Origin of the sequence: Neptunomonas sp., from assembly GCF_041601355.1 — a bacterium.
In the GTDB taxonomy this organism is placed as follows: domain Bacteria; phylum Pseudomonadota; class Gammaproteobacteria; order Pseudomonadales; family Balneatricaceae; genus Neptunomonas.
Window position 1 is genome coordinate 14,331 of record NZ_JBFIIH010000028.1, and the last position, 21,731, is coordinate 36,061.

20 protein-coding genes are annotated in these 21,731 nt (G+C 45.3%); 5 read left to right on the top strand and 15 right to left on the bottom strand.

Going from position 1 to position 21,731, the window contains the following annotated elements:
- Window positions 1-38: 38 nt before the first annotated feature.
- From ABY436_RS06615 to ABY436_RS06630, 4 genes are all read right to left on the bottom strand, one after another.
- Window positions 39-827 (bottom strand): peptidoglycan-binding protein, encoded by a 789-nt coding sequence (locus ABY436_RS06615; protein ID WP_372738210.1) that lies wholly within the window; start codon window positions 825-827, stop codon window positions 39-41.
- 409 nt (window positions 828-1,236) lie between these two features.
- A complete protein-coding gene (locus ABY436_RS06620; RefSeq protein WP_372738211.1) occupies window positions 1,237-1,431 on the bottom strand; it encodes a CPXCG motif-containing cysteine-rich protein in 195 nt (64 codons plus the stop codon).
- A gap of 162 nt (window positions 1,432-1,593) precedes the next feature.
- Window positions 1,594-2,586, bottom strand: a complete 993-nt coding sequence (locus ABY436_RS06625; RefSeq protein WP_372738212.1) for an endonuclease/exonuclease/phosphatase family protein — start codon at window positions 2,584-2,586, stop codon at window positions 1,594-1,596.
- A 294-nt stretch (window positions 2,587-2,880) separates the two neighbouring features.
- Window positions 2,881-3,741 carry a hypothetical protein gene (locus ABY436_RS06630; RefSeq protein ID WP_372738213.1) on the bottom strand — a complete coding sequence of 287 codons (861 nt, stop codon included), beginning with the start codon at window positions 3,739-3,741 and terminating at the stop codon, window positions 2,881-2,883.
- Between the two features lie 317 nt (window positions 3,742-4,058).
- On the opposite strand from ABY436_RS06630, the gene ABY436_RS06635 reads away from it, so the two are divergent.
- From ABY436_RS06635 to ABY436_RS06645, 3 genes are all read left to right on the top strand, one after another.
- Window positions 4,059-5,219: an amidohydrolase gene (locus ABY436_RS06635; RefSeq protein ID WP_372738214.1), complete on the top strand. Its 1,161-nt coding sequence runs from the start codon at window positions 4,059-4,061 to the stop codon at window positions 5,217-5,219.
- A gap of 114 nt (window positions 5,220-5,333) precedes the next feature.
- Window positions 5,334-6,302: a zinc transporter ZntB gene (locus ABY436_RS06640; RefSeq protein WP_372738215.1), complete on the top strand. Its 969-nt coding sequence runs from the start codon at window positions 5,334-5,336 to the stop codon at window positions 6,300-6,302.
- A gap of 273 nt (window positions 6,303-6,575) precedes the next feature.
- Window positions 6,576-7,589, top strand: coding sequence for a transglutaminase family protein (locus ABY436_RS06645; protein ID WP_372738216.1), 1,014 nt, complete (start codon window positions 6,576-6,578; stop codon window positions 7,587-7,589).
- A 109-nt stretch (window positions 7,590-7,698) separates the two neighbouring features.
- Here the strand turns inward: ABY436_RS06645 and ABY436_RS06650 are convergent, their stop codons facing one another.
- The 5 genes from ABY436_RS06650 to ABY436_RS06670 form a co-directional block, all read right to left on the bottom strand.
- On the bottom strand, window positions 7,699-8,550 hold the full coding sequence (locus ABY436_RS06650; protein WP_372738217.1) for a universal stress protein: 852 nt from the start codon (window positions 8,548-8,550) through the stop codon (window positions 7,699-7,701).
- 10 nt (window positions 8,551-8,560) lie between these two features.
- Complete coding sequence (locus ABY436_RS06655) at window positions 8,561-10,048, bottom strand: SulP family inorganic anion transporter (RefSeq protein ID WP_372738218.1); 1,488 nt, start codon at window positions 10,046-10,048, stop codon at window positions 8,561-8,563.
- Window positions 10,049-10,879: 831 nt separating this feature from the next.
- Window positions 10,880-11,614, bottom strand: a complete 735-nt coding sequence (locus ABY436_RS06660) for a hypothetical protein (RefSeq protein ID WP_372738219.1) — start codon at window positions 11,612-11,614, stop codon at window positions 10,880-10,882.
- 202 nt (window positions 11,615-11,816) lie between these two features.
- Complete coding sequence (locus ABY436_RS06665; protein ID WP_372738220.1) at window positions 11,817-15,413, bottom strand: hypothetical protein; 3,597 nt, start codon at window positions 15,411-15,413, stop codon at window positions 11,817-11,819.
- Between the two features lie 297 nt (window positions 15,414-15,710).
- Window positions 15,711-16,769, bottom strand: coding sequence for a low specificity L-threonine aldolase (locus ABY436_RS06670; RefSeq protein WP_372738221.1), 1,059 nt, complete (start codon window positions 16,767-16,769; stop codon window positions 15,711-15,713).
- Window positions 16,770-17,028: 259 nt separating this feature from the next.
- Here ABY436_RS06670 and ABY436_RS06675 point away from each other — a divergent pair, with 259 nt between their 5' ends.
- Window positions 17,029-17,331, top strand: a complete 303-nt coding sequence (locus ABY436_RS06675; protein WP_372738222.1) for a hypothetical protein — start codon at window positions 17,029-17,031, stop codon at window positions 17,329-17,331.
- 181 nt (window positions 17,332-17,512) lie between these two features.
- On the opposite strand, the gene ABY436_RS06680 is transcribed toward ABY436_RS06675, so the two are convergent.
- The 6 genes from ABY436_RS06680 to ABY436_RS06705 form a co-directional block, all read right to left on the bottom strand.
- On the bottom strand, window positions 17,513-18,124 hold the full coding sequence (locus ABY436_RS06680) for a glutathione S-transferase family protein (protein WP_372738223.1): 612 nt from the start codon (window positions 18,122-18,124) through the stop codon (window positions 17,513-17,515).
- Between the two features lie 20 nt (window positions 18,125-18,144).
- The gene (locus ABY436_RS06685) at window positions 18,145-18,423 is read right to left on the bottom strand and encodes a hypothetical protein (protein ID WP_372738224.1); all 279 of its coding nucleotides are present in this window, start codon (window positions 18,421-18,423) and stop codon (window positions 18,145-18,147) included.
- Window positions 18,420-19,085: a response regulator gene (locus ABY436_RS06690; protein WP_372738225.1), complete on the bottom strand. Its 666-nt coding sequence runs from the start codon at window positions 19,083-19,085 to the stop codon at window positions 18,420-18,422. Before ABY436_RS06690 ends, ABY436_RS06685 begins: the two co-directional genes overlap by 4 nt.
- Before the next feature lie 77 nt (window positions 19,086-19,162).
- Complete coding sequence (locus ABY436_RS06695) at window positions 19,163-19,609, bottom strand: hypothetical protein (RefSeq protein ID WP_372738226.1); 447 nt, start codon at window positions 19,607-19,609, stop codon at window positions 19,163-19,165.
- A 60-nt stretch (window positions 19,610-19,669) separates the two neighbouring features.
- Window positions 19,670-20,485: a DNA-binding protein gene (locus ABY436_RS06700; protein WP_372738227.1), complete on the bottom strand. Its 816-nt coding sequence runs from the start codon at window positions 20,483-20,485 to the stop codon at window positions 19,670-19,672.
- Window positions 20,486-20,579: 94 nt separating this feature from the next.
- Entirely contained in the window at window positions 20,580-21,332 is a 753-nt protein-coding gene (locus ABY436_RS06705) for a 3'-5' exonuclease (RefSeq protein WP_372738228.1), read from the bottom strand.
- Window positions 21,333-21,592: 260 nt separating this feature from the next.
- On the opposite strand from ABY436_RS06705, the gene ABY436_RS06710 reads away from it, so the two are divergent.
- On the top strand, window positions 21,593-21,731 hold a 139-nt coding region (locus tag ABY436_RS06710; RefSeq protein ID WP_372738230.1), incomplete at its 3' end, for a glyceraldehyde 3-phosphate dehydrogenase NAD-binding domain-containing protein.

Below are 21,731 nucleotides of genomic sequence, written 5' to 3' on the forward strand. Positions count from 1 at the left end.
TGATTTGAGTATCTCGCCGTAGCTCTATACCCTTAACTCTATAGCCTTAACGCGTCCCAGGTCTTTTGCCCGACAATTCCATCCACTGTAAGACCATTATTTTTTTGAACCATCATGACGGCTAGTTCGGTGGCTGGGCCAAAATCACTATCGATTGAAAGATCAAAGCCTTTCGATATCAAGAGCTCTTGTAATTCGATGACTGCATTTCCAAAAGAGCCGCGACGTAGCACTGTTGTATTTCCACCCTCGTTGAGTGAAACCCTGATGCCCTCGATGCCGGCAAGAGACGTTTTTGCCTTTTGCAGATATTTACGTCGATCTTCCAGGCCATTAAGGCCGCCATTGACAAGTTTTGTCGCTTTTATCAAATTATCCCGGTCGGCAGCGGCATTTATGTTTCGGCTTTTCCAGTATTCACAGGCAATTCTCAGAGAAGTCACAGGTTCTGCCGCAAGCTCTGGTTCATCTTCTAATGGCAAATTTAGTTTTTTACCGATCTCCCGATAATTTGCGCGACCCGTTAGTTGGATGAGCCCTCGGCCTTTATAGCGCTTGCCGTCACCCTTCTTAACATTGCCCAGGTCTTGGCGGCCTTCATAAGCAGCCCCTGAAGCAAACTCTTCTGTCGTCCGAAAACCTGCACATTCATGGGCTACTTGCCCCATGAAATGGGCAATGCGCAATTTTGTATTGATAGCGTAAAAATCGAGTATAGAAGAAAAAACAGAGGATACCTCACCCACGATACGTAACTGAGACGCAGCCTTGGAACCTGAAAAACGAGGGGCAACAGACATAATAAAATCGCCATCTATAGGTATCATATTGATTATCCTCATAAGTCAGTGCTTCAATTAAACCGGTACAATTATTTTGTATGGTTATCGCCTGGCGCAACTTATTGCGCGATGCTCGCTCCCTCCATGTGGGTAGGAGGCTACTTACTACTGAGCAAGCTTCGCGCCAATAGTCCCATTACCTAAGGAACTGAATTAAATAGGAATATCCAATGCAAGCGCATCGTTTATATAGCTGGGCGGGTCAGAACTCCCCCACCTTTTTAATGAATAATCACAACAAAGAGATCTTTTGAGGGACAATCAATGGGTTACCGATATTTGGATTGGGAAGCTTCCGGGTCATAAACAACCCGGCTATTGCAGGGAACAAAGCCCGTTATTCTCATTATTTTAAATGACAAATAAAAAGATTACGGTGGGGATTTTCGGGGGGTCAGACTTCATCTTCACTATAAACATTAACGCTAAGATCACCGTCAATATTTTCATGAACTAAAAAGGTGATGGGCTTACAACATACCTGGCAATCTTCAATATACTGCTGTTCCACGTCGGTCGGATCAATCAGAACGTTAATCGTTTCACCACAGTAAGGGCATGATATGGATGTCTCAGTTAATTGATTCAATTTCTATGACTCCCCAGACTTGCCGAACACATCTCCACAGTCCTTCCTTGTTTATTACTCAGATCTTTTCGATTCAAACAGGCTTATTCTCATTCTGATATTGCCTTTGAGGCTGATTGTAGCCGGAAGCGGCCACATAAAACCATATGAAACTAGATGAAATTACCTTTCATACATCCTTACGACCAGCGGCAAATGGTCCGAAAAACCATTTTTGTTATATTCTCTACTCGAGGGTCTTGAATGACGTATGACCTTGTTTCGTTTGATCATGCCCTCTACGGTAAAAATTTCAGCCTTATCGGCGCTTGTATAGAGTTGCTTGTTTTTCAGCGCTCCACGATTAACCAGAATTTGATCAAGCATTCCCCACTCGCCTCCATACGAGTGAGTTCCTTGAGCGCCGTCCATCAGGGTCCACATCATATTGTACAAGTAAGGGTTTCTACTGCGACTCGACTTAACTTTGCTGATCTGATTTGTTGAAAGTGCGTAGCTGGTCAGGGATCTGTTAAAAGGCTCGTCATTGAAATCCCCCATTACCAAAATGGGAATCTCACCGCGTATTTCTTTAATACGCTCGAGAAAATAGGACAGTGTTTCCCCTGCCATCATGCGGTAGGGTTCGGAGTCCATCTCCCCTCCAAGACGGGACGGCCAGTGGTTCCCAATCACAATAAAATCGTTACCCTTTTTCGTCTTAAAGTTGACCTGTACTAAGTCTCGGGTCGCGTTGCGCTTTTGGATGACATGATAAAAGACTGTATTTTTAACAATGCCTGCAGCATCGCGTGTCGTTTCAATTTCGAATAGGTTTCTATCGTAAATAAACGCGACATCAATGCCTCGCATATCAGCGTTATCTGCATGAACAACGGCATAATCGCGGTTGGGCTGTTGTAACGTACCGACCAAATCCTGCAGTACGCCAGATGACTCAACTTCACAAACGCCGAGAAGATCCGGGCCTTTAGCATCGTTCATTGCATCTATCACAGTGGCTAACTGTTTCAGCTTAATGTGAAGTTCTGGTTTACCCCATCCCTTAAGCTCAGCATTAAGTTTTTTTTGTAGCCACTCAGGGCGATTCGGTGAATTATTTTCTTCAAATAAATTTTCGACATTCCACCAGGCGAAATAGTATTCAGTCGTCATATGGCGCTCCCCGTGGTTCGCCAGCAGTGCTATCGCGTCCCTTTTCTTTCGATTGCACTGAGTTGAGTTCCGAGAAAGTTTATAACCGTTTCATGAACAACGGCGCGATTTTTCATGTAGCAACGTCTGCATGGCCGCTGGAAAAACCGGGTTCCTTAGCGAAAACTATAACAAAAAATATAATAATAAGTATGCCAAAATTTAACCAATATATGATTAACCACTTAAATATAAAAAATATGAACGGGTTAAGGTAGGCGGGTTGTTTTATCTGAAGAATTTATTTTAATAGTTTCATTCTAATATTTTTGCATCTATTTTTTTGGCAATTTTTTTATATCCATCACCGTCTGGATGAATTTCATTTAACCAATCATTACTCTCACCAACACTGCCAAGTTTTGCCTTTACCAGAGTGCCGCGGGTATCTACGACATGGAAATTATGCAGTTTATTGCTACCTTCAGCTAATTCCAGTATCCCCTCTGCTAGTTTATCAACGAGGAATTTAGAAAGCCCTATCCAAATGCCTTCCGGGATCTCTGCTTTTGAAAATACGGGATACAACCAAGGTCCAAATAAAGAAAATGGGAAAAAACGTGAAGGGGCGTTTCGTGGTACGAAATAATCATATGTATGAACCAGGATTGGTTTTCCAATGGCTGGGCTATTAAGTGAATCTCTTAGATTAACTATTTTTCTATAACTATCCTGAATATTTTCTATTACATTATTAAATATTTCTAAATCACAATAACTTTCCATGTTATTAATATCACTACCTGCCCTTTCATCTTTAGAAAGAATTATATTTTCAGCCTCGTCAATAAGATCATTGCCTCCGCCACTAATCAGCAGTAAATGCCAGGGAAGCCCTTCCTCAGATAGTGCGCTTTTAAACGATGAATTTTTAAGCATCTTTGACATGTTGACTATTGTGTCGCCTGGCTTAGCACAATTCACAATAAGAGTAGACGCCGTAAAACGCATAGAAAACAGCAGATTAGAAGTAGGTATGCCTGCCAAAGTAAACCATGAGTCACCTTCTGCTAAAATCAGATTGTCGTTAAATACAGGATCATTAGAGGGAATTACAATTTCAGATTGTGCTTCATGCCAGGTAATTACATTAGGTCTGAACTTTCGGCGTGCCATCTTACATCCCCCTATCTGTCATAAGTCAGAACACATTAAATAAATGTTCCCGGAGATATAGAGAGGACATCAGCAGTCAGGTTGTTCAGCACACTCCCCTTCTGAATACAAATAAAACATAGGTATTAAATTATATCAATTGTTGTTTATACGAATTTTAAATATTAGAATTTTCACATTTTAAGCTATTGAATAATATATAAAATAAATGCCGTTGTTTTAATATCCACTACACTGTTCACTATTAGTCAGATCTCCTTAATGCTACAGTTCTTTACCTAAAGGCAATATGTTTACTCTGACCCATTGGTTTTAATATGCTAAATCTAAATGAATTAATAACGTTACGTAAAGCACTTCATCAGAACCCAGAACTTTCTAATCAGGAGCAAGAAACGGCTGCTCGCATATTAAACGTTTTTCAGACTTTCTCAGCAGATGAAACCTATACCGACCTCGGCGGTACCGGACTTGCTTTCGTATTTAATGGATCAGAGTCTGGGCCAACCACCTTGATCCGCAGTGAGCTGGATGCGCTGCCCATCGAAGAAATAAATACCTTTGCGTATCGTTCAAAGGTTAAAGGCGTTTCTCATAAGTGTGGCCACGACGGACACATGAGTATAGTGACATCACTTGGTGCTGAACTTTCTAAAAATCGTCCACAAAGAGGCCGTGTCATTCTGTGTTTTCAACCAGCAGAAGAAACAGGCTTGGGGGCGATTCAAGTGGTTAACGATGTACGTTTTGCATCACTGAACCCCGATTATGCTTTTGCGCTACATAATTTCCCTGGATTAGCCTTAGGTAAAGTCGCTGTGCGAGCCGGTACGTTTAATTGTGCCTCGCGGGGAATGATCATTCATCTGAAAGGTAAAACCTCTCACGCGGCGCACCCTGAGAATGGCGTAAGCCCTGCTAACGCCATGTGTAAAATTATCCAGGGACTGGGCGAGCTGCCTTCTACGATAGCGGATCAAGAGATACAAGGACGAAACTGGCTAACCGTGATCCACGCTAAATTGGGAGAGATTGCATTTGGTACTGCACCGGGAGAGGCTGTTGTGATGGTGACCCTGCGTAGTGAAACGAATGAAGGTATGCAAACCCTGATAGAACAAGCTGAGACTTGTTCCCATTTAATAGCAAACAAGGAAAATCTCAGCATAGCATTCGAATACGCCGATGTATTTCAAGCCAGCGTCAATTCTCAACAAGGATGTGACCTTGTTGTAAACGCTTGTCAAACAACGCAAACTCCCTTTTTACTCTTAGAAGAACCGATGCGATGGTCGGAAGATTTCGGGCAGTTCACTGCGACGGCTAACGAAGGAGCGATGTTTGCCTTGGGTTCCGGAGAAACAAGTCCACAATTGCATAACCCTGATTACGACTTTCCAGATAAACTAATTCCGATTGGCAGAGATATATTCCTTAATATAATTCGCCAGTTAAATGGTATACGGGATAAATCATGACCCAAATGAGCACGGCAACGACCAGGTTGACATCGGTACTGTAGGCTAGCCTACACTTTAGTTAACATCTGAAATAGACTATCTGCCCTTTCGGCATCGGAGACTCAATTTTCTATGAATTCATTCCAACCACTTCAATATCTCGCGCTAGACCGCCGTGGTGGCGCGCAACAGGTTATCGCTGCCCTCAACTACGAGCGTGATCCTAGCCAACTAGAGTGGTTGCACCTTGACTACAAGGACGCGGCTTCTATCGACTGGTTGAGAAATAAAAGCGGCATCGCCGAGGTGTATGTTGATGCGCTAACTGCCGACGATCCGAGGCCGCGCAGCCTGGTGGTTGGCGACTCGCTCCTTCTCATTCTACGCGGCATTAACCTGAACTCCGGAGCGAATCCCGAAGACATGGTTTCTCTTCGACTCTGGATCCAGGCAGACCGTGTGCTTACGCTTCGGCACAGACGCCTTAACTCGGTACAGGAAGTCGCCGATCAACTCGATGCTGGAAACGGTCCCGCCTCACCTGGCGAACTGCTCAATGTAATACTGTCACGTTTATTGGCGAAAATTGGTAGTGCCGTTGGTGAAATTGAAGATTCCGCTGATGAGCTCGAAGAGTTGGTACTTTCGGCTGAAAGCAGGGAATTACGCTCACGCTTGTCTGCACTGCGTCGACAATCTATCTCATTGCGGCGATTCATAGCACCGCAGCGTGAAACCATCGCCCAACTCTATGCCGAACATGTTTCCTGGCTGAGCGACGAGGACAGAGCACACCTGCGTGAGTCGGCGGACCGGATTACCCGTTATATTGAAGACCTGGATGCGGCAAGGGATCGCGCCGCCGTGACTTATGAGGAGTTGTCAAACCGACTTGCTGAGCAGATGAACAATACGATGTATCAGTTGTCCGTTATTGCCGCGATTTTTCTACCGCTTGGATTGCTAACCGGCTTACTCGGTATCAACGTTGGCGGCATTCCCGGTACACAGTCCTCGGTCGCGTTTACTCTAGTGACGCTAGCGCTACTGGGAATCGGCGTACTTGAATGGTGGTGGTTCAAACGTAAAAACGCGATTTGAAGCTCACAGCCACTTCTTAACATTGTTATTGAGGCTTAGCATCTTCAATAACAATGTCTTTAAAGCCAGCCTCTAACGGCGCATTCCCGCCGAAAGAAACATGCATCGCTTCTATACATCAGCAAGCTTTATGAGTTTGGCCGATATGGAGGTTAGGCCGAAAACCAATTAGAGTAGGTAATAGATAGTCGGGAATACTCCCATAATTGGCCGAGTGTTTTATATATTCAATCGGCTGGTGAATTTATTGATCGTGATATTGGTGGCAACATTGTGTTCGATACCCGTAAACTAGATACGCCGTTAAAACTTCCTCTGACTATGTGGAAAGATCCGGAAGCACCTCATTCACTTGAGAATCTGAGTAAAACAGAAACGATTAGACTCATACGTGTAGAATTGAAGCAGTACGTATTGATCGCCACGACCATCATCAGTCATTACAGGTCATCTATTATGCATTTTGTGAAAATATCATCAGAGCTTATTTACACCGTTGACTCCCCCGCAAGCTTTGTTTTTAGCATTGCGGCGGCCAACACTGATCATCAAAAAACGATTGAAGAGAATCTCACTATATCGCCCGCTATCGATACTCAGTGGTGTCAGATAAATGATTTTGGTTGCCGTGGCCTTCGCTTAAAAGTAGAACCATGTGAATTGAACATCAGGTACAGCGCTACGGTGCAACTATCACCGGAAACCGAACAGGTCAGGTATTTAAATGAGGTTGATTATAAAGAGTTACCTACATCGATACTGCCTTTTTTAAACCCGAGTCGTTACTGCGAATCTGACCGTCTCGGACGCTTTGCCTGGAAAGAGTTCGGTCAGCTTCAAAGGGGTTATTCCCGCGTTGATGAGATTTGTAACTGGGTAAATGCGCATATTGATTACGTTGCGGGTAGTACCGATGCGTCTTCCAGTGCTTGTGATGTGCTGATTCAGCGTGCCGGCGTTTGTCGGGATTTTGCTCATGTCAGCATCGCACTGTGTCGCGCGTTAGGCATTCCTGCTCGTTATGTTTCGGGCTATGCCGTTGGATTAGAGCCGCCTGACTTCCATGGATTTTTTGAAGTGTATTTAGAGGACCGCTGGTATCTTTTTGATGCAACCCGAATGGCGCCGGTAAGTGGGCTTGTCAGGATTGGAATTGGACGCGATGCAGCGGACACTTCATTTGCCAATATTGTCGGTGAGGCCACTATGACGTCTATCAATGTCGAGGCCACATCGGCTGATTCCAACTTCCTGTACGATAACGGAAATCCCGTATCAACCGCTTAGCTCATCACGTCTGCGATGAGTAAGCCTTTTGATATGTAAGCCGGGCGACAACATTACAGCGAGCCAGCACTTCTTAGTGATTAAGAAGTGCTGGCTGCCAGAAAAATATCTAACGTAAAATCAACAGTGGCGAATCAGTATTCTCAATCATTTTGAGCGTGTTACTACCCAAAAATGCATGAGCAAGCTTAGAATGAGAAAAGGCTCCCATCACCAGCATGTCGACCTGATTTTTAGTTTTGTAATCCATTAATGAACTAAAAATGTTACCTTCCAAAAAGCTGGCCTTCACATCATAGCCATTTTCAATCAGTAACTTTTCAGTCTGCCTGAATTTATCCATCAATTCGCGTTGACTATTTTTTACCGTTACCAGATGGCAGGTCAGATTATGCAGCAATCCACCATCAATGATGCGCTTAACGGCCTTGTCTGCCGTTTCACGTCCGTCATAGGCTAACATAAAGCTTGCAGGCTCAGTAAAACCCTTATTAGCGATAAGAACCGGCGTATGAACTTGACGAATTATTTGCTCTATATGCGAGCCAAGTGCTTTGAAATCTGGCTTATTGCCTTCTCCTGAACGACCAATCACGACTAAACGTGCATCGGATTCAAGATCACATATTGCTTCTGAAATATCACTATGGCGCTGTGTCTTTTCAACCAACTCACAGCTATTCTGATTCGCTAACTGAACAGCATGCGCTAGCATTTCTTTTCCTAATTCCAATGCTAGTTTGCTTTTTTGCTCATCCAGTGAAGCCATCTCTTTTAGTAAAGACGAGCGAGCCCCCAGTCCGATAGCCCCGCTTAAGTCCTCTGCAGGGGCAGTGTTCTGCTTTTCAATCGCATGCAAAAACAAGATAGATTTATTAAGCTTCTTCGCTGCCCAAATACCTGCACGACAAACCGCATCGGAATACGCTGAACCATCCACACATGTAATAATCTTATTCATGGTTATCTCCTTAGTGACCTGCCATCAGTTTTTCAACTTCTTTGGGATCGTTGTGGACACCAAATTTATCGACTATCGTTTCGGTCGCTTCGCTCATGCCGATAACTTCTACCTCTGCACCTTCCCGCTTGAACTTAATTACAACTTTATCAAGAGAATATACCGCAGTTATATCCCAAAAATGGGCAAGCGTCAGATCTATGACGACTTTATCAACCACTTCTTTGAAGTCAAATGATTCGATAAATTCCTCAGATGAGGCAAAGAATACCTGACCAACCACTTGGTAGATACGTACGTCCTCAGTTGACTGCTCAGATTTTACAATCATAAACCGGCCAATTTTGTGTGCAAAGAACAAGGTAGCCAAGAGTACACCCACCAAAACGCCAATCGCCAGGTTATGCGTTGCCACCACGACGATAACCGTCGAGATCATAACGATATTGGTTGATAGAGGATGTTTCTTCAGATCGGTAATAGAACTCCAGGAAAAAGTACCGATTGACACCATAATCATTACAGCGACCAGTGCGGCCATCGGGATTTGCTTGATCCATTCATCCATAAATACAACCATAATGATCAACAATGTGCCGGCTACGAAGGTGGATAACCGCCCTCTACCACCTGACTTCACATTAATAATAGATTGGCCAATCATCGCACAACCTGCCATGCCTCCCATTAAACCTGCACCAATATTCGCGATCCCTTGTCCTTTGCACTCACGGTTTTTATCACTCGTGGTGTCGGTTAAGTCATCAACGATAGTGGCCGTCATCATAGACTCCAGCAAACCAACCACAGCAAGGCCTACGGAATAAGGCAGAATAATCAATAAGGTATCGATATTCAACGGTACATCAGGCCATAAAAAGATAGGCAAGGTATCCGGTAACTCTCCCATATCGCCAACATTACGAATGTCGAGCCCCATCGACATGGCAACGCCCGTCAATACCACAATACACACCAGAGGAGACGGGATCGTTTTACCAATGACCGGCAAATAAGGAAACAGGTAAATAATACCCAGCCCTGCTGCAGTCATGGCATACACATGCCATGTCACATTAGTTAGCTCTGGTAACTGAGCCATAAAGATAAGAATTGCCAGTGCATTCACAAACCCTGTCACAACAGAGCGGGAAACAAAGCGCATTAAGCTACCGAGTTTTAAATAACCCGCAATAATTTGAAAAACACCGGTTAACAAGGTTGCAGCAAGGAGGTACTCAAGGCCATGATCCTTCACCAACGTAACCATGAGCAGAGCCATAGCACCTGTCGCTGCCGAAATCATACCTGGCCGCCCGCCTACTATCGCGATGATGACTGCAATACAGAACGAAGCGTATAAACCTACTTTAGGGTCAACCCCGGCAATTATAGAAAATGCAATGGCTTCAGGGATTAAGGCTAACGCAACAACAATACCTGCAAGCAGGTCTCCCCGTACGTTAGAGAGCCAGTCTAGTTTCATTTTTTCAAGCATAGAAAACCTTGTCATATGTTTAGAAACAACACTACATTCGGCTAAGGACAGTTGGTCTGGTCCAACTATCACTACAGAATCTGCGTTTGTTTATTGATGATTGTTAGTTGAAGCGAACCCAGCGTGGCTACGATATACCAGTATCACGGAAAGGCCGGTGACTTTTTGAAAGAGGGACGCTATGGCGGCGTAATCAGCAAAGCGTTTTACCTTATATCAAAAGAAAATTAATCGGTAATTTTACAACAATTTACATTATAAGAAAATAAGAACCTTGCCTAACCTTTTGGATACAGCAGTAATTCCGGGGACAGTTTACTTAATTCGAATTCCGGGGACAGTTTACAATTCCGGTAATTTACAATTCCGGGGACAGTTTACTTAATTCAGCATCTGACCATGTCGAGTCTAAACAGGAGTTAGTTCAACATATCTAGCAGGAGCCAATAAATAGGTTTCATCCATCACAAAGGAATGGAATGGTTCCAGGCAAAAATAGCCACGCTACCTCCCCTGGAATTAGTGTCTAAGGAACACCACCAGGTTATCTTTGTGTACGGGAATGACTAACAGATGTAGGTGATTGAGCATCAGATAATAAGTCCATACAGATATGCCTGCCGAGTCTTTAGCACTGCTCAACAGAGGAATGTAAGTCTCATAATCATCACCTATCAAAAAGGTTTCCTGGCGGCGGTTGACGCGTTAGTTAATATGCCGGGGATAGTATTTAAGAACCACAGCAGCACTGAGGAATTAAGTAAACTGTCCCCGGAACTCGCCACAGCAGCACTGAGGAATTAAGTAAACTGTCCCCGGAACTCGCGCACACTAATCTGCGTTACTCAGCGCTGCCTTTAACGCTTTTGAGGCATACGCAGCCAGTGCTTCAAGTTCGGCTCCACAGCCTCCTCTGAAGCACGAACCATGCATTACCGCCAGATTCTCCGCGCCCAGATCCTTTAACCTACGTATCGTCGGTGCGGTATCAGGCGTAAGCGCCATAGCGTGAAATGCATCCTCTGCCATGATTGCGGCTTTAACGATACTCTGATCAGATATAGCGGGGCCGCGTCCCATTTGCGTGAATAAATCGCCGGTAAAAAGTGTTTTAGTCGTTTCCTCGAATATGAGACCAGATTCCCACGCGTGAGGGACATGCGGGGTGTCAATATAGCGCACTCGCTTTCCGCCCAAGTCTAAAACTTCGTTATTCGCCAATACCCTAGGTGCACGATCGGCGAGATCATTGAGTGAAACCATGCACGCGACTGCACCATGTACTATCTCTGCCTGGGGTGCAACGCTCAACCATTGATTCATAGAGCCGCACTCGTCTGATTCTACGTGACCAAATGAGATCCAGCGGATTGTATTCAGTGGGAGAACTTTTCCTGCTGCTGCAGAAACCAAAGGGAAAAGCCCACGCCCTCCGCAATGAAACAATAATGGTTGTTCTGCCTTGATGAGGTATTGATTAAATGTGAACCCATCAGGCGGCAAATCAGGCGTAAACGTTGAAAGACGGAAGATACCGTCGGCTATCTCGTCAATTTTAGTTTCCATTAGTTCATCCTCAAAAGTGGCAATGACTTGTGAGATATAATGCTAGTTGGAATCGGGCGTTCCACCATCTAACGGGAAGCTGCGCTTGATACTGGGTTAGGTGGCAACACGCTGCGGTTCTCAACGCTCAAGACCTTATTATAACTCACTTCGGTTCAGCCAGAGGCAACTGATTACTCGCTTCTTATTTGCTTAGCCCAATCTATTGATCTGAATTCCGGGGATAGGAATTAAGTAAACTGTCCCCGAAATTAGTAGAAAAATTGTCGTACCATTGACGCGGCTTGAGTAATTTCACCGTACGATTCTCGTCTTCAAGTTCGATTCCCATCCGCAGAATCCCGTATTTGGCATACATTGCGCCGCGTATCTTTTTATCGCTCAGATGCACGTCGGCCAGCACCAGTAATTGTTCACCTGCAATACGGACCTTTCTGAGCAGAATGGAATCTCCGTTGAGTAACACCGTGGTTTCGCCGGTCACGTTTTTAATCGTAAGCAGATCGTTCAGCCACTGTTTGTTCTGCTTCGCGAACAGATGTACAAGCAAGCCGCTGTCACTCAGATGCAGGTTCAGTGCGGCATCCAGAAGCAGAGGACGCTTCCAGGTCATGCGGCCATGTTTGATATCGAGCTGCCCCCACCATTCCTCGGCCTGCGTATCGTTGCTGCTGAGAAGATAGCCGTTTTCTATTCTCAGCCTGGTGCCTGAAACATCAAAGATCATCTTCTGCAGATCTCCGTCTGCGAGGCGGGTGTTGATACTAAGGTCACCCCTGATTGTTTGGTCTCTGACATTGACTTCAACTCCCTCGGCCAACATGTCGAGATGGCCGCTGCCTGAGGCACCCTTGAGGCGCAACTCTCCGCTAACCTCACCCTTGCCGGAAACAATTGAGATACCTGCATTTTCAGGCAGATAGCTGTTATAGACAGTAATATCCGGAATTTTGGCAGCGCCTAATCTCACCGATGTATCCAGATCCTGCAGCCCTTTAATCGTGTCAAAATTCCTGCCCACTGTGGTTATCTGAAAATCACTGCCATTGACGTATGAGGCGGTTTCACCGAGCCTGCGCAGTGTGAATGACTTTATAAAGCTCTCGAGCTTTGCCGCAGGTGCATTTGCTTCTCCTTCGATTCGCGCGCTGAGCATTCCCGATCCATTCGCCTCAAAATCAAGAAACCTGCTGGCCAGATTTTTCGAGGCAACCTGTAACCTGGTGCCGGGAGAGATCTTCCCGTCAAGAAACCGCATATCAGCACTCATCCGGCCATTTCCGGAAAATTTCAATCCCTGGGAGTTATTCAGAAAACTGTTGATGAAATCGATATTCGCTACTGTTCCTTCAAGCCTGATCACTCCGCTCAACGGAGGCCGCGCATGCGGTTGATTTGTCTGACGGGAGTCGGGACCCATCTTCAATTTTGCCTCACCGATGCTTATACGTGTTTCTAAAGGTTTTGTTTTATTGGTGGCGGAAACTGCCTGCATCAGGATGCGGCTTCCGGAAATATCGAGGGAACGGCTCTTTGGCTCGAAATGTTTGATCGACAGATCCAGTTCAAGCTTTCCGCTTACAGCTTGTTTGAGCAACATACCCGTAACATTCTTCCCAGCCAGGTGAATGTCGCCGGAAAAATGCCTGCCGTCAAATGCAATCTGGCCGTTCGTGCGGGCGGAGCCTGAAGTCAGGCGGAATGGCGGATTTTCCGGCAGATATCTGTTGAGCATATCCAGTTTGGGCATCAGTGCACCCTGCCACTTGGCTTCAAGTTTTACCAATTCATGCCGGTTGCGGATATCGACCGGCGGGCTACTTGCCGTTAACTGAAAACCCTTGCCCTGCAGTAGCAGCCTGCCATCTTTCACCTGATGCAATTTCATATCCCGCAGATCCATTTGCAGAAGAACTTCCTCGTCTTTCGCTGACTGCTGAAGCTCAACCACAACATGACCGGCACCACTGGCTGTAAATCCTGAAAAACTACTGAACAGCCTGTCTGACTCGACCTTCAGAGTGCTTCCCGGAGTAAGCAGCCCGTCATGCACACGCAGATCAGTACGGACAACGCCTTCGCCACCGAATTTAAGTGCCGTTCGGTCAGCGAGAAAATCGCTGAGGAAATCGATATTGGCGACCTTCCCTTCCAGCTGAATAATGCCGCTGAGCGGCGGTCTTCCCTTAAAACCCTTGAGTTCATTCAACGGTAGCGCCGATGTAAGTCTGCCCTCTATAATTGTCAGCTCTGTGCGTAAAGCACTCTTATCAGATAGATTAGAATGATCAAACTGGTCAGGCTGACCGGCAATCGCCTTAACAGGGGGAGCCGTTTGCAGCTCAAGACGTGTGCCAGAGAGGTCGAGTTGGCGGTTGGTGATGTCAGCCTGTTTCAGATGCAGCTCAAGTCCGAGACTGCCTATTATTGATTGGTTAAGAACTTCACCACTGACATCCTCTCCGGTCAGTTCAAACATGCCGGAAATAATACGGTCAGCGTAGTCAAGATAACCGTTCAGACGTGCGCGGCCCGAGTGCATGCTAAACGGCATTTCGCCCGGGAGGTAAAGATTCAACACGGAGATATCCGGCATGACCGCTTCATGCCACTGCATTCGTACCACAGGTTCCGCCGGCTTCTCACTGAAGTTAACAGGCGAACCGCTGAGAAGCAGGTGAAAGGCCTCACCTTTTAAGAAAAGCTGCTCCTGCGGTTCTGTCACCATAGAAATATTTTTCAGTTCCACCTGCAATTCTGTCTTGGTGTCACCGGACCTTGAGCTGACATCCCCCTTCACCGTGCCCGCTCCGCGGATACTGTAGCGGTCATTTGAAGCGGAATTGTTTTTTTCATCCAGTTCAACCGCCAGATCAGGTGAGTCGATGAAAAGCTCACTGCCTTCTATTAACTGTCCCTGTTCAATCAGGAGGTTGGCGTTGAGCGAACCCCTTCCCTTAAGCGTCAACCATCCACTATCACTTAAATAACGGTTGATGATAGCAAATGAGGTAAGGTCACCGCTCAGGCCGATGTGGCCGGAGACAAGCTCAGCGATTGTCGGGCCGTCCTGTTCCCCCGGCACAAAACGCTCAAGCTGTAATTCGATATCACTCTCCAAAGAGGTACCGATAGACTGCGAACCGGACATCAGGATGCCGGACTCCATGTGTAGCGCTCCTCTCTCCAAAGCCTGCGCGCCGTCTTTACCGAATGTCAGCTTGTTGAGTTGCAACCCTCCACGCCCGGTAAAAGTATAGTCATCAAATTTGATCTGATCGATATCAGCAATGTCGGCACGATCTATTGACAAAGCCCACCCTGCCGTTGGTTCGTTTTGTTCAACAGCAGGCGCAGTGTTGATCTTCTCAACAGGATTCAGAGGTTCAGGCGGGGCCGCCGCCGCTGAGTTTCGACTGGCAGTCGTACCCGGACTCCCTGTCATGTTTGAGTTCAGCGTTACCGCAAGACCTGAGACTGTTGCACTCTGCAGTTGTATTGTGCGGGAAAATAGTCGCCATAGCGTCAGGTCAAATTCACCTCGGGATATCAGAAGTGACCACTGCCTTTCCTGTTTCTGTACCTCTATCTTCAGATTAGTAACCTGCAGATGCCCCGGCCAAAAAGTCCACCCCGAAGACCATTCAATTTTAAAATGATCAGGATCACTGCTCAGCTTCTGTTGTATATACGGCACGTTCAAAAACAGGTTTCCTGCCAGCAGGTATACGAGTGCCAGTAAACCTGCCAGAGCGATGAGCTTTTTCAACCAGTTACCCTTTGAGGGTGTAGCGCGCATCGGTTCATTCCTTCTCAGTTCTATAGGGCAGTGTTTTAACTTTTTTTCTAAACCCCTTGTTTTTAATCCTTGTTTTTAACCCTTGTTTTTAATTCCGTGCTTTAACCCTGTGATTTAATTTGCTTGGGTGTTTTTAGGTCTGATTGGGTAAAAACTTTGAAATATAATAACCTACTCTGAGTACCGGGGAAGCAATACCTTCAGCTTGTCATCCTGCAACTACAGCCTCTCGCCAATTGAATCCAGAAGCGTTAGCGATGCCAGGATAGAGTGATGATCTTGTAAGAGTCTCTTTGGTTATGCTACTGATCTTCTTAGGCAATCAATAAACTGGTCAATTTTATTTTCATCTGTTGCCCAGGATGTCACTAAGCGAATCACAGAGTGGCTGCTATCTACTTTTTGCCAGATATAGAAATCAAACTGCTCTTGTAAGCTTTCAATCAGTGGGTTGGGAAGTAGCGGAAAGATCTGGTTTGTCTCGGTTTGTGCCCATAGCGGGTAATTACATTCCTCTATTGCCGATGATAATTTTTGTGCCATGTCGTTAGCAAACTTTGTCGCTTCAAAATAGAGCGCTGCTTTAAAAGGTGCCGCTTTAAATAGCTCAACGAACTGAATACCTAATAACCGCCCTTTGGCGAGAAGCGCCCCTCTTTGTTTGATGTGGAATGCAAAATCTTCTGCAAGGGAGGGGTTATTGATAATGATAGCTTCACCCAACAAGGCTCCTGCCTTGGTGCCGCCTAGCCAAAAAACATCGGTTAATTCAGCGATATCTTTCAGGGTCAGGTCATTTTTGGCAGCGGATAATGCAGCCCCCAAACGTGCTCCATCAAGCAGGAGTAGCAAATGATTAGCTTTACACATTTTTGACAGCGCCACTAATTCGGCTTTCGAATAAAGCGTACCTATTTCCGTTGAGTTAGAGATGTATACCAAACGGGGTTTCGCCATGTGGGGGAAATGCGCATTCGACTCCAGTGCCTGCTGAATGCCATTAGGGGTTAGCTTGCCGTCTTCTGGCGGAACTGTGATGATCTTGTGTCCCGTTGCCTCAATTGCACCGGTTTCGCGGACGACAATATGGCCGCTGCTGGCTGCTATCACCGCTTCATGCGGCCGCAGGCAGCTGGATATGATAATAATATTGGCAAGGGTGCCTCCGGCAACAAAAAAAACCGATGAGTCCATATTGCCGAGCTGTGCCTTGATTAACGATCTTGCTTCAACTGAGTATTCATCTTCACCGTAGGCGGTTTGCTGTACTAAGTTTGTTTTAGTCAGTGCCTGTAAAATAGCGGGATGACAGCCTTCACTATAATCATCCAGAAAACTATATTTGTTTATATTCATACTCATATGCCTCAGCTATTGCTCAACAGCGTGAGATTATACTGAATCATCACGGTCTCCATTACACTTCATTACACCCTTTCATTCCCTTTGAATGGTTATCGGCTGACAATTAAAACAGAAACAATGCATATACAGTGAAATGTATTTAACAGCACGTCTTGCCTTGAGGTGATATGATCAACGTCCTATCAATTTAACTATCAATAATTTAACTATCAATCTATTTATCTATCGACAGATAAGCAGCGAGACTTATATGAAAAACAGCTCTATGAAGAACAGTTCCATGAAGAACCGCTCCATGAATAACAGTTCCATCAAAAGCAAAAGCCTTCTACAAAAAACCTCTTTGGTGATGGGTGTTATCAGCCAGTTTCTCTGCGTGCTCTGTCTTGTCATGCTTGTTATTAAAGCACGAGAGCTGGGGATGGAGGATGTGATTTCTGCAAGCTATATGGCGTCTGCCTTTTTCTTTTTTACTGCCGGTCTTGTGTTGATTATCATCAGCCAGGCCAACATACCGAGCCTGCGCTTTAATGATTCTGCAAATGAGAAATAATGCCAGGGGTTTTCAGATAATAAACAGGTGATTCCGGATAATTAAAGGGTGATACCTGATAGCAAAAAGGCCCGACATTGCTGGCGAGCCTTGTTAATATTGTATTGCTTTTAATCGTGGCTATATAAAAACAGCATTGTCAACTAAGGCTTAAACAGCAACCTTACCTTTACCCGATTCCTTAAGCACATAAGGCTTTATAGCGTTTTGCCCCATCCCGATTCGCAAGGTGGCTGCGCCATTGGTTGATATTTTTGTATTCGGCAAGATCAAACTTGATGTCATCACAAATACCTACAACGAACGATACATTCAGGTCGGCCAACGTGAATCTGTCAGCAACCAGAAACTCTTTTCCTTCCAGCTCTTCTTCAAGCGTACTAAGCATAACGGGGAGCTTTTCAAATGCTTTAGCGATGATGCCAGCGTTGCGATGAGGTTCTGGTACAAAAACCAACTGGATAAATGCATCAATCATCGGTACCTGAAGATCCGCGACCGACCAAATACTCCACTGGCTGATTAAACCACGCTCCTGAGCTGTCGTGCCCAGCAGCTCTGGTTTGTAAGCATCCGCTATATAGTTATTGATAGCCAGTGATTCCCAAATGCTAAAATCACCATCAACCAAGGCGGGTACTTTGCCGTTACGATTGATTTTTAAAAACGCTTCTGACTTGTGTTCACCTGCACGAAAATCGATGCTTTTTGTTTGATAAGTAACACCCGCTTCTTCCAGGCACCAGAAACAACGACCTGCACTGGACTTAGGGCTACCGTAGATTGTTATCATCTTGCTTCCTATATGTAATGCTAGTTGTGGCGATATTTTACCGGACTGATCAGGTAATTTTCGACCAGAAAAGGATGGACACTGATAAGCTGCCCGGTAATGTCGGACTGGACGATAAAGGCAATATTACTGATGCTTTGCTCAGTTTTTGCGAGCACTTCATATGCCTTATTTTTATGCAGGACTTTGATGCCATCTTCAAAATAATCAGCATCAAGTACGATTTGATCGCCCTCTATCAGGCTGTACCAAAAGAATTCAGCGTCAACCAGAGGGTTGCTTTCTGTTGTGTTATTCAAGGCTTTACCACGCCGTGTCTTATTGCAAGGTGCACAATATCGGAATTATTGCTCAGTGATAGCTTGCGCATGATATTGGCGCGATGTGCATGAACAGTTTTATGGCTGAGAAAAATTGAGTCAGCAATTTGTGTGGCTGTCTGCCCTTCTGCCAGTAGCGTAAAAATCTCTATCTCGCGCTTAGTCAGCAGATTTACCGGGTTGTCCTCAACGGCATCGCCGTCATTGATAATGGCTTTAATGCTTTCGGAAAAGTGATTACCGCCAAGATATACAGCCAAAACTGCCTGTACCAGTTCCTCAGGGGCACAGCGCTTTGTCAGATAACCCTTAACGCCCAGCTTGACCAGGTTTTTAGGATAAGGATTTGATTCCCAGACCGTAAGCACAATAACTTTAGCGTTTGAGTCATACTGAAGAATCCGCTGAATGGCTTCGATGCCACCCTGTGCGCCATTGCTATCCAGCGATTCAGAATCGGCGGGCATGGATAGATCCATAATGACTACATCGGGATGAGTCTTCTTATATACTTGAAAGGCTTCATGGCTGTTATTTGCCTGGGCGATGATTTCAATTTGCGGATGCGAATCAAGCAATTGCTTGAATCCTGCGCGCACAATATCATGATCATCAACGAGTAAAACCTTTGCTGTTTTCATAAAGACCGTTACGAGTTTTTGGGGGTTAGTAAGCAAACACTAATCTTAGCATATGGGGATTTTAATATGGGCATTGATTAAATCCCTATCAATTCGGAATTGGAATCTGCTCCGATATAGGCGTCGCTGCTGTCGATATCGAGGGCATAAACCGATGCCTGGTTGTGATCTTTGCAACCGGCTGGATAGGCAACCAGTTCATCGCTGTAGCCCACTAGTTTAACGCCCTCTTGTTTGCAATGTCTGAGGACTTTTTCGAGTGCTTTAATCACGGCAAGCTGACGATCATTAAACTCACCGGTACCCAGTTCGTTGCGGCGCTTGCCGGTTACCTGACGGATAACGTAACCATCGTCCCCTAATAGCTGGATGCAGACACCGGTAATTTTCTCTTTGACCAGTAATAGCTTGGCCTGCGCGAATACCTCTTCAGATAGACAATTAACAGCATCGCCTTCAGAACATGACAACAGCGTTGCTCTGATAGTTTCGCTGTCAGCTTCTAGCAGTAAATCAGTATCCATGCGCTTTCCTGAAATTTATATTCGGTGAACATGTCTATATAAGGATTTGATTATTAACACTTACTTTTTTGCCAGAGATAGCTCTGTTTTGCAATCAGTTAATGCTTTTAGTGCGTCGTCGTAACGTGCATCTTGCTGTGCCACGACCAGTTCCAGACGGTGCTGTTGCTGCATGGCTGTTTTTTCTTGTAACAAAAGCGCTTCTTTAAGCGCTTTACACTCTTCTTCTTTTGACTTAAGAGTATCTTCTAAATTATTGATTTTTATCGAATTAACTTTTAATTCAACGCGGGCTTCAAACAGCTCATTGCTATGTGCAGGAGAATCGATTGCTTGTGTAGCAACATTATTGCGCTGAATTATTTTAAGTTGTTTATTTTCGCGATTTATTTCATCACGCTCTGATGAAAGGCGAATCATTGATGTTTCGTAGGAAAGCAGCTTTTGCTGCAGCTCCAGGCGTTGTTCGTTCAGCTCATCACTGCTGTTCCGCAGTTGGGCATTTTGTTGCTGCAACTGATCGACCGTTGCTCTTAGCTGCTCCAGTTGGGCAGCGTTTGTCTCTTTGCGGTTGAGTAATATGGACTCAACCTCTGCGCGCTCCTTTTGCAAAGAGTGATGCGCATAAGCAAGTGCCTGATCCCAGAGTTGATTAGCCGCGCTGATAACAGGATCAGGGAGCTCCGGATGCTGATCTTTGCGGTTAATTCTGTCGGATAACGACAGCCACCAGCCATTCAGTGCAGAATTGATAGTGGTAATGCTGCCGCTGCCTATGCGATCTCTGATATTTTGCTGTGTTGGCCGAATGCCCTCTTGTAGCAGGCTGTCGGCGGCATCAAAGACTTTTTCTCGGGTATCTGATTTTTTTGGCATAAATAATACACAATACGTATTGTTTGATACGTATCATATCTGCGTTTCGTCTATAAATCACTGAATGATTTGCTACCGGGACACCCTTTTGTACCTACTTAGCAGTAATAGCGGCATCTTTAATCGACTGCTCTGTCATCGGTAGATCTGTAATCGGCAGCTCTGATTCATCTATATGCATAACGCTGAGCACTTTTAATGCCGCATAGGCATCATTGGCTGCATATAACAGCTGATTATCTTTTAATATCTTTGCCGACCAATTCGACATAGTTGCCGATTTGGATTTTTGAAATTTCTGCTGAAAAAGAATCGCCACCGCCGCTTTGACACCTAACTCTTTCCGATAACCCTGTTGCCTGAACACCTTGTCCATATCAAGAATGGCTTTCGGTTTTATTCCCAGCTTACGACGCAGATGGCTTTTATCCGACTGAAGCCCAAACCCCACTTTTATCACATGAGTTGATTCAATTATTTCAGCAATGAAACGATGACTTTCTTCCCGAAACAGCTGGAAAATATAGGCGTGCCCGAGCGTTGTTAGCTGCACGATATGCGGACCGGCGGATGCCTCCCCTTTCTGGAAGGTCGGGCGGGATTCTGTATCAAAGCCGATAAACCGGCAACTCATCAAGTTTGCGGTTGCTTCCTCAAACTCTTCTGGTGTTGCTGGCACTCTGATCTGCGCTAACGTCAACCCGGCAAAGGGCTGCAGTAAGGCTATCTCTGCTTTTGTTGGTGCCTCTATCTCGTCAGTCTTTTTTCCAGGCTTTTTGCCGCCCTGATGACCATGCTTTTTATGCGGCTCTTTCTCAGACACGTTTACAGACTCTTCTTCAGACATAGCCTCCACCCACATTATCGAATCATTAAGTTTTTACAGCCAGATATCATGTGAGTCCATACAGTGGCCACATCATAGCTACATAGTAACCGATTTATGCGAAGTAACTGATTAATAATATGGGATTTATTCTTTTATCTTGCCTATTTACGCACCCACCTGTTCTGGCCTATGCTTGAGAAAAGCAACATGTTTTAAGGCCACTACAGGGGCCACAGTATATAGGCCAAAGAATAGAGGCCCGTATAAGGAGTATTGATATGGCTATTAGAATTGCGATTAACGGTTACGGACGTATTGGCAGAAATATCATGCGCGCTCTGTATGAAGGCCAGCACCGCGAGCATCTGTCTATCGTGGCGGTAAATGATCTGGGTGATGCCAAAGCCAATGCGCTGC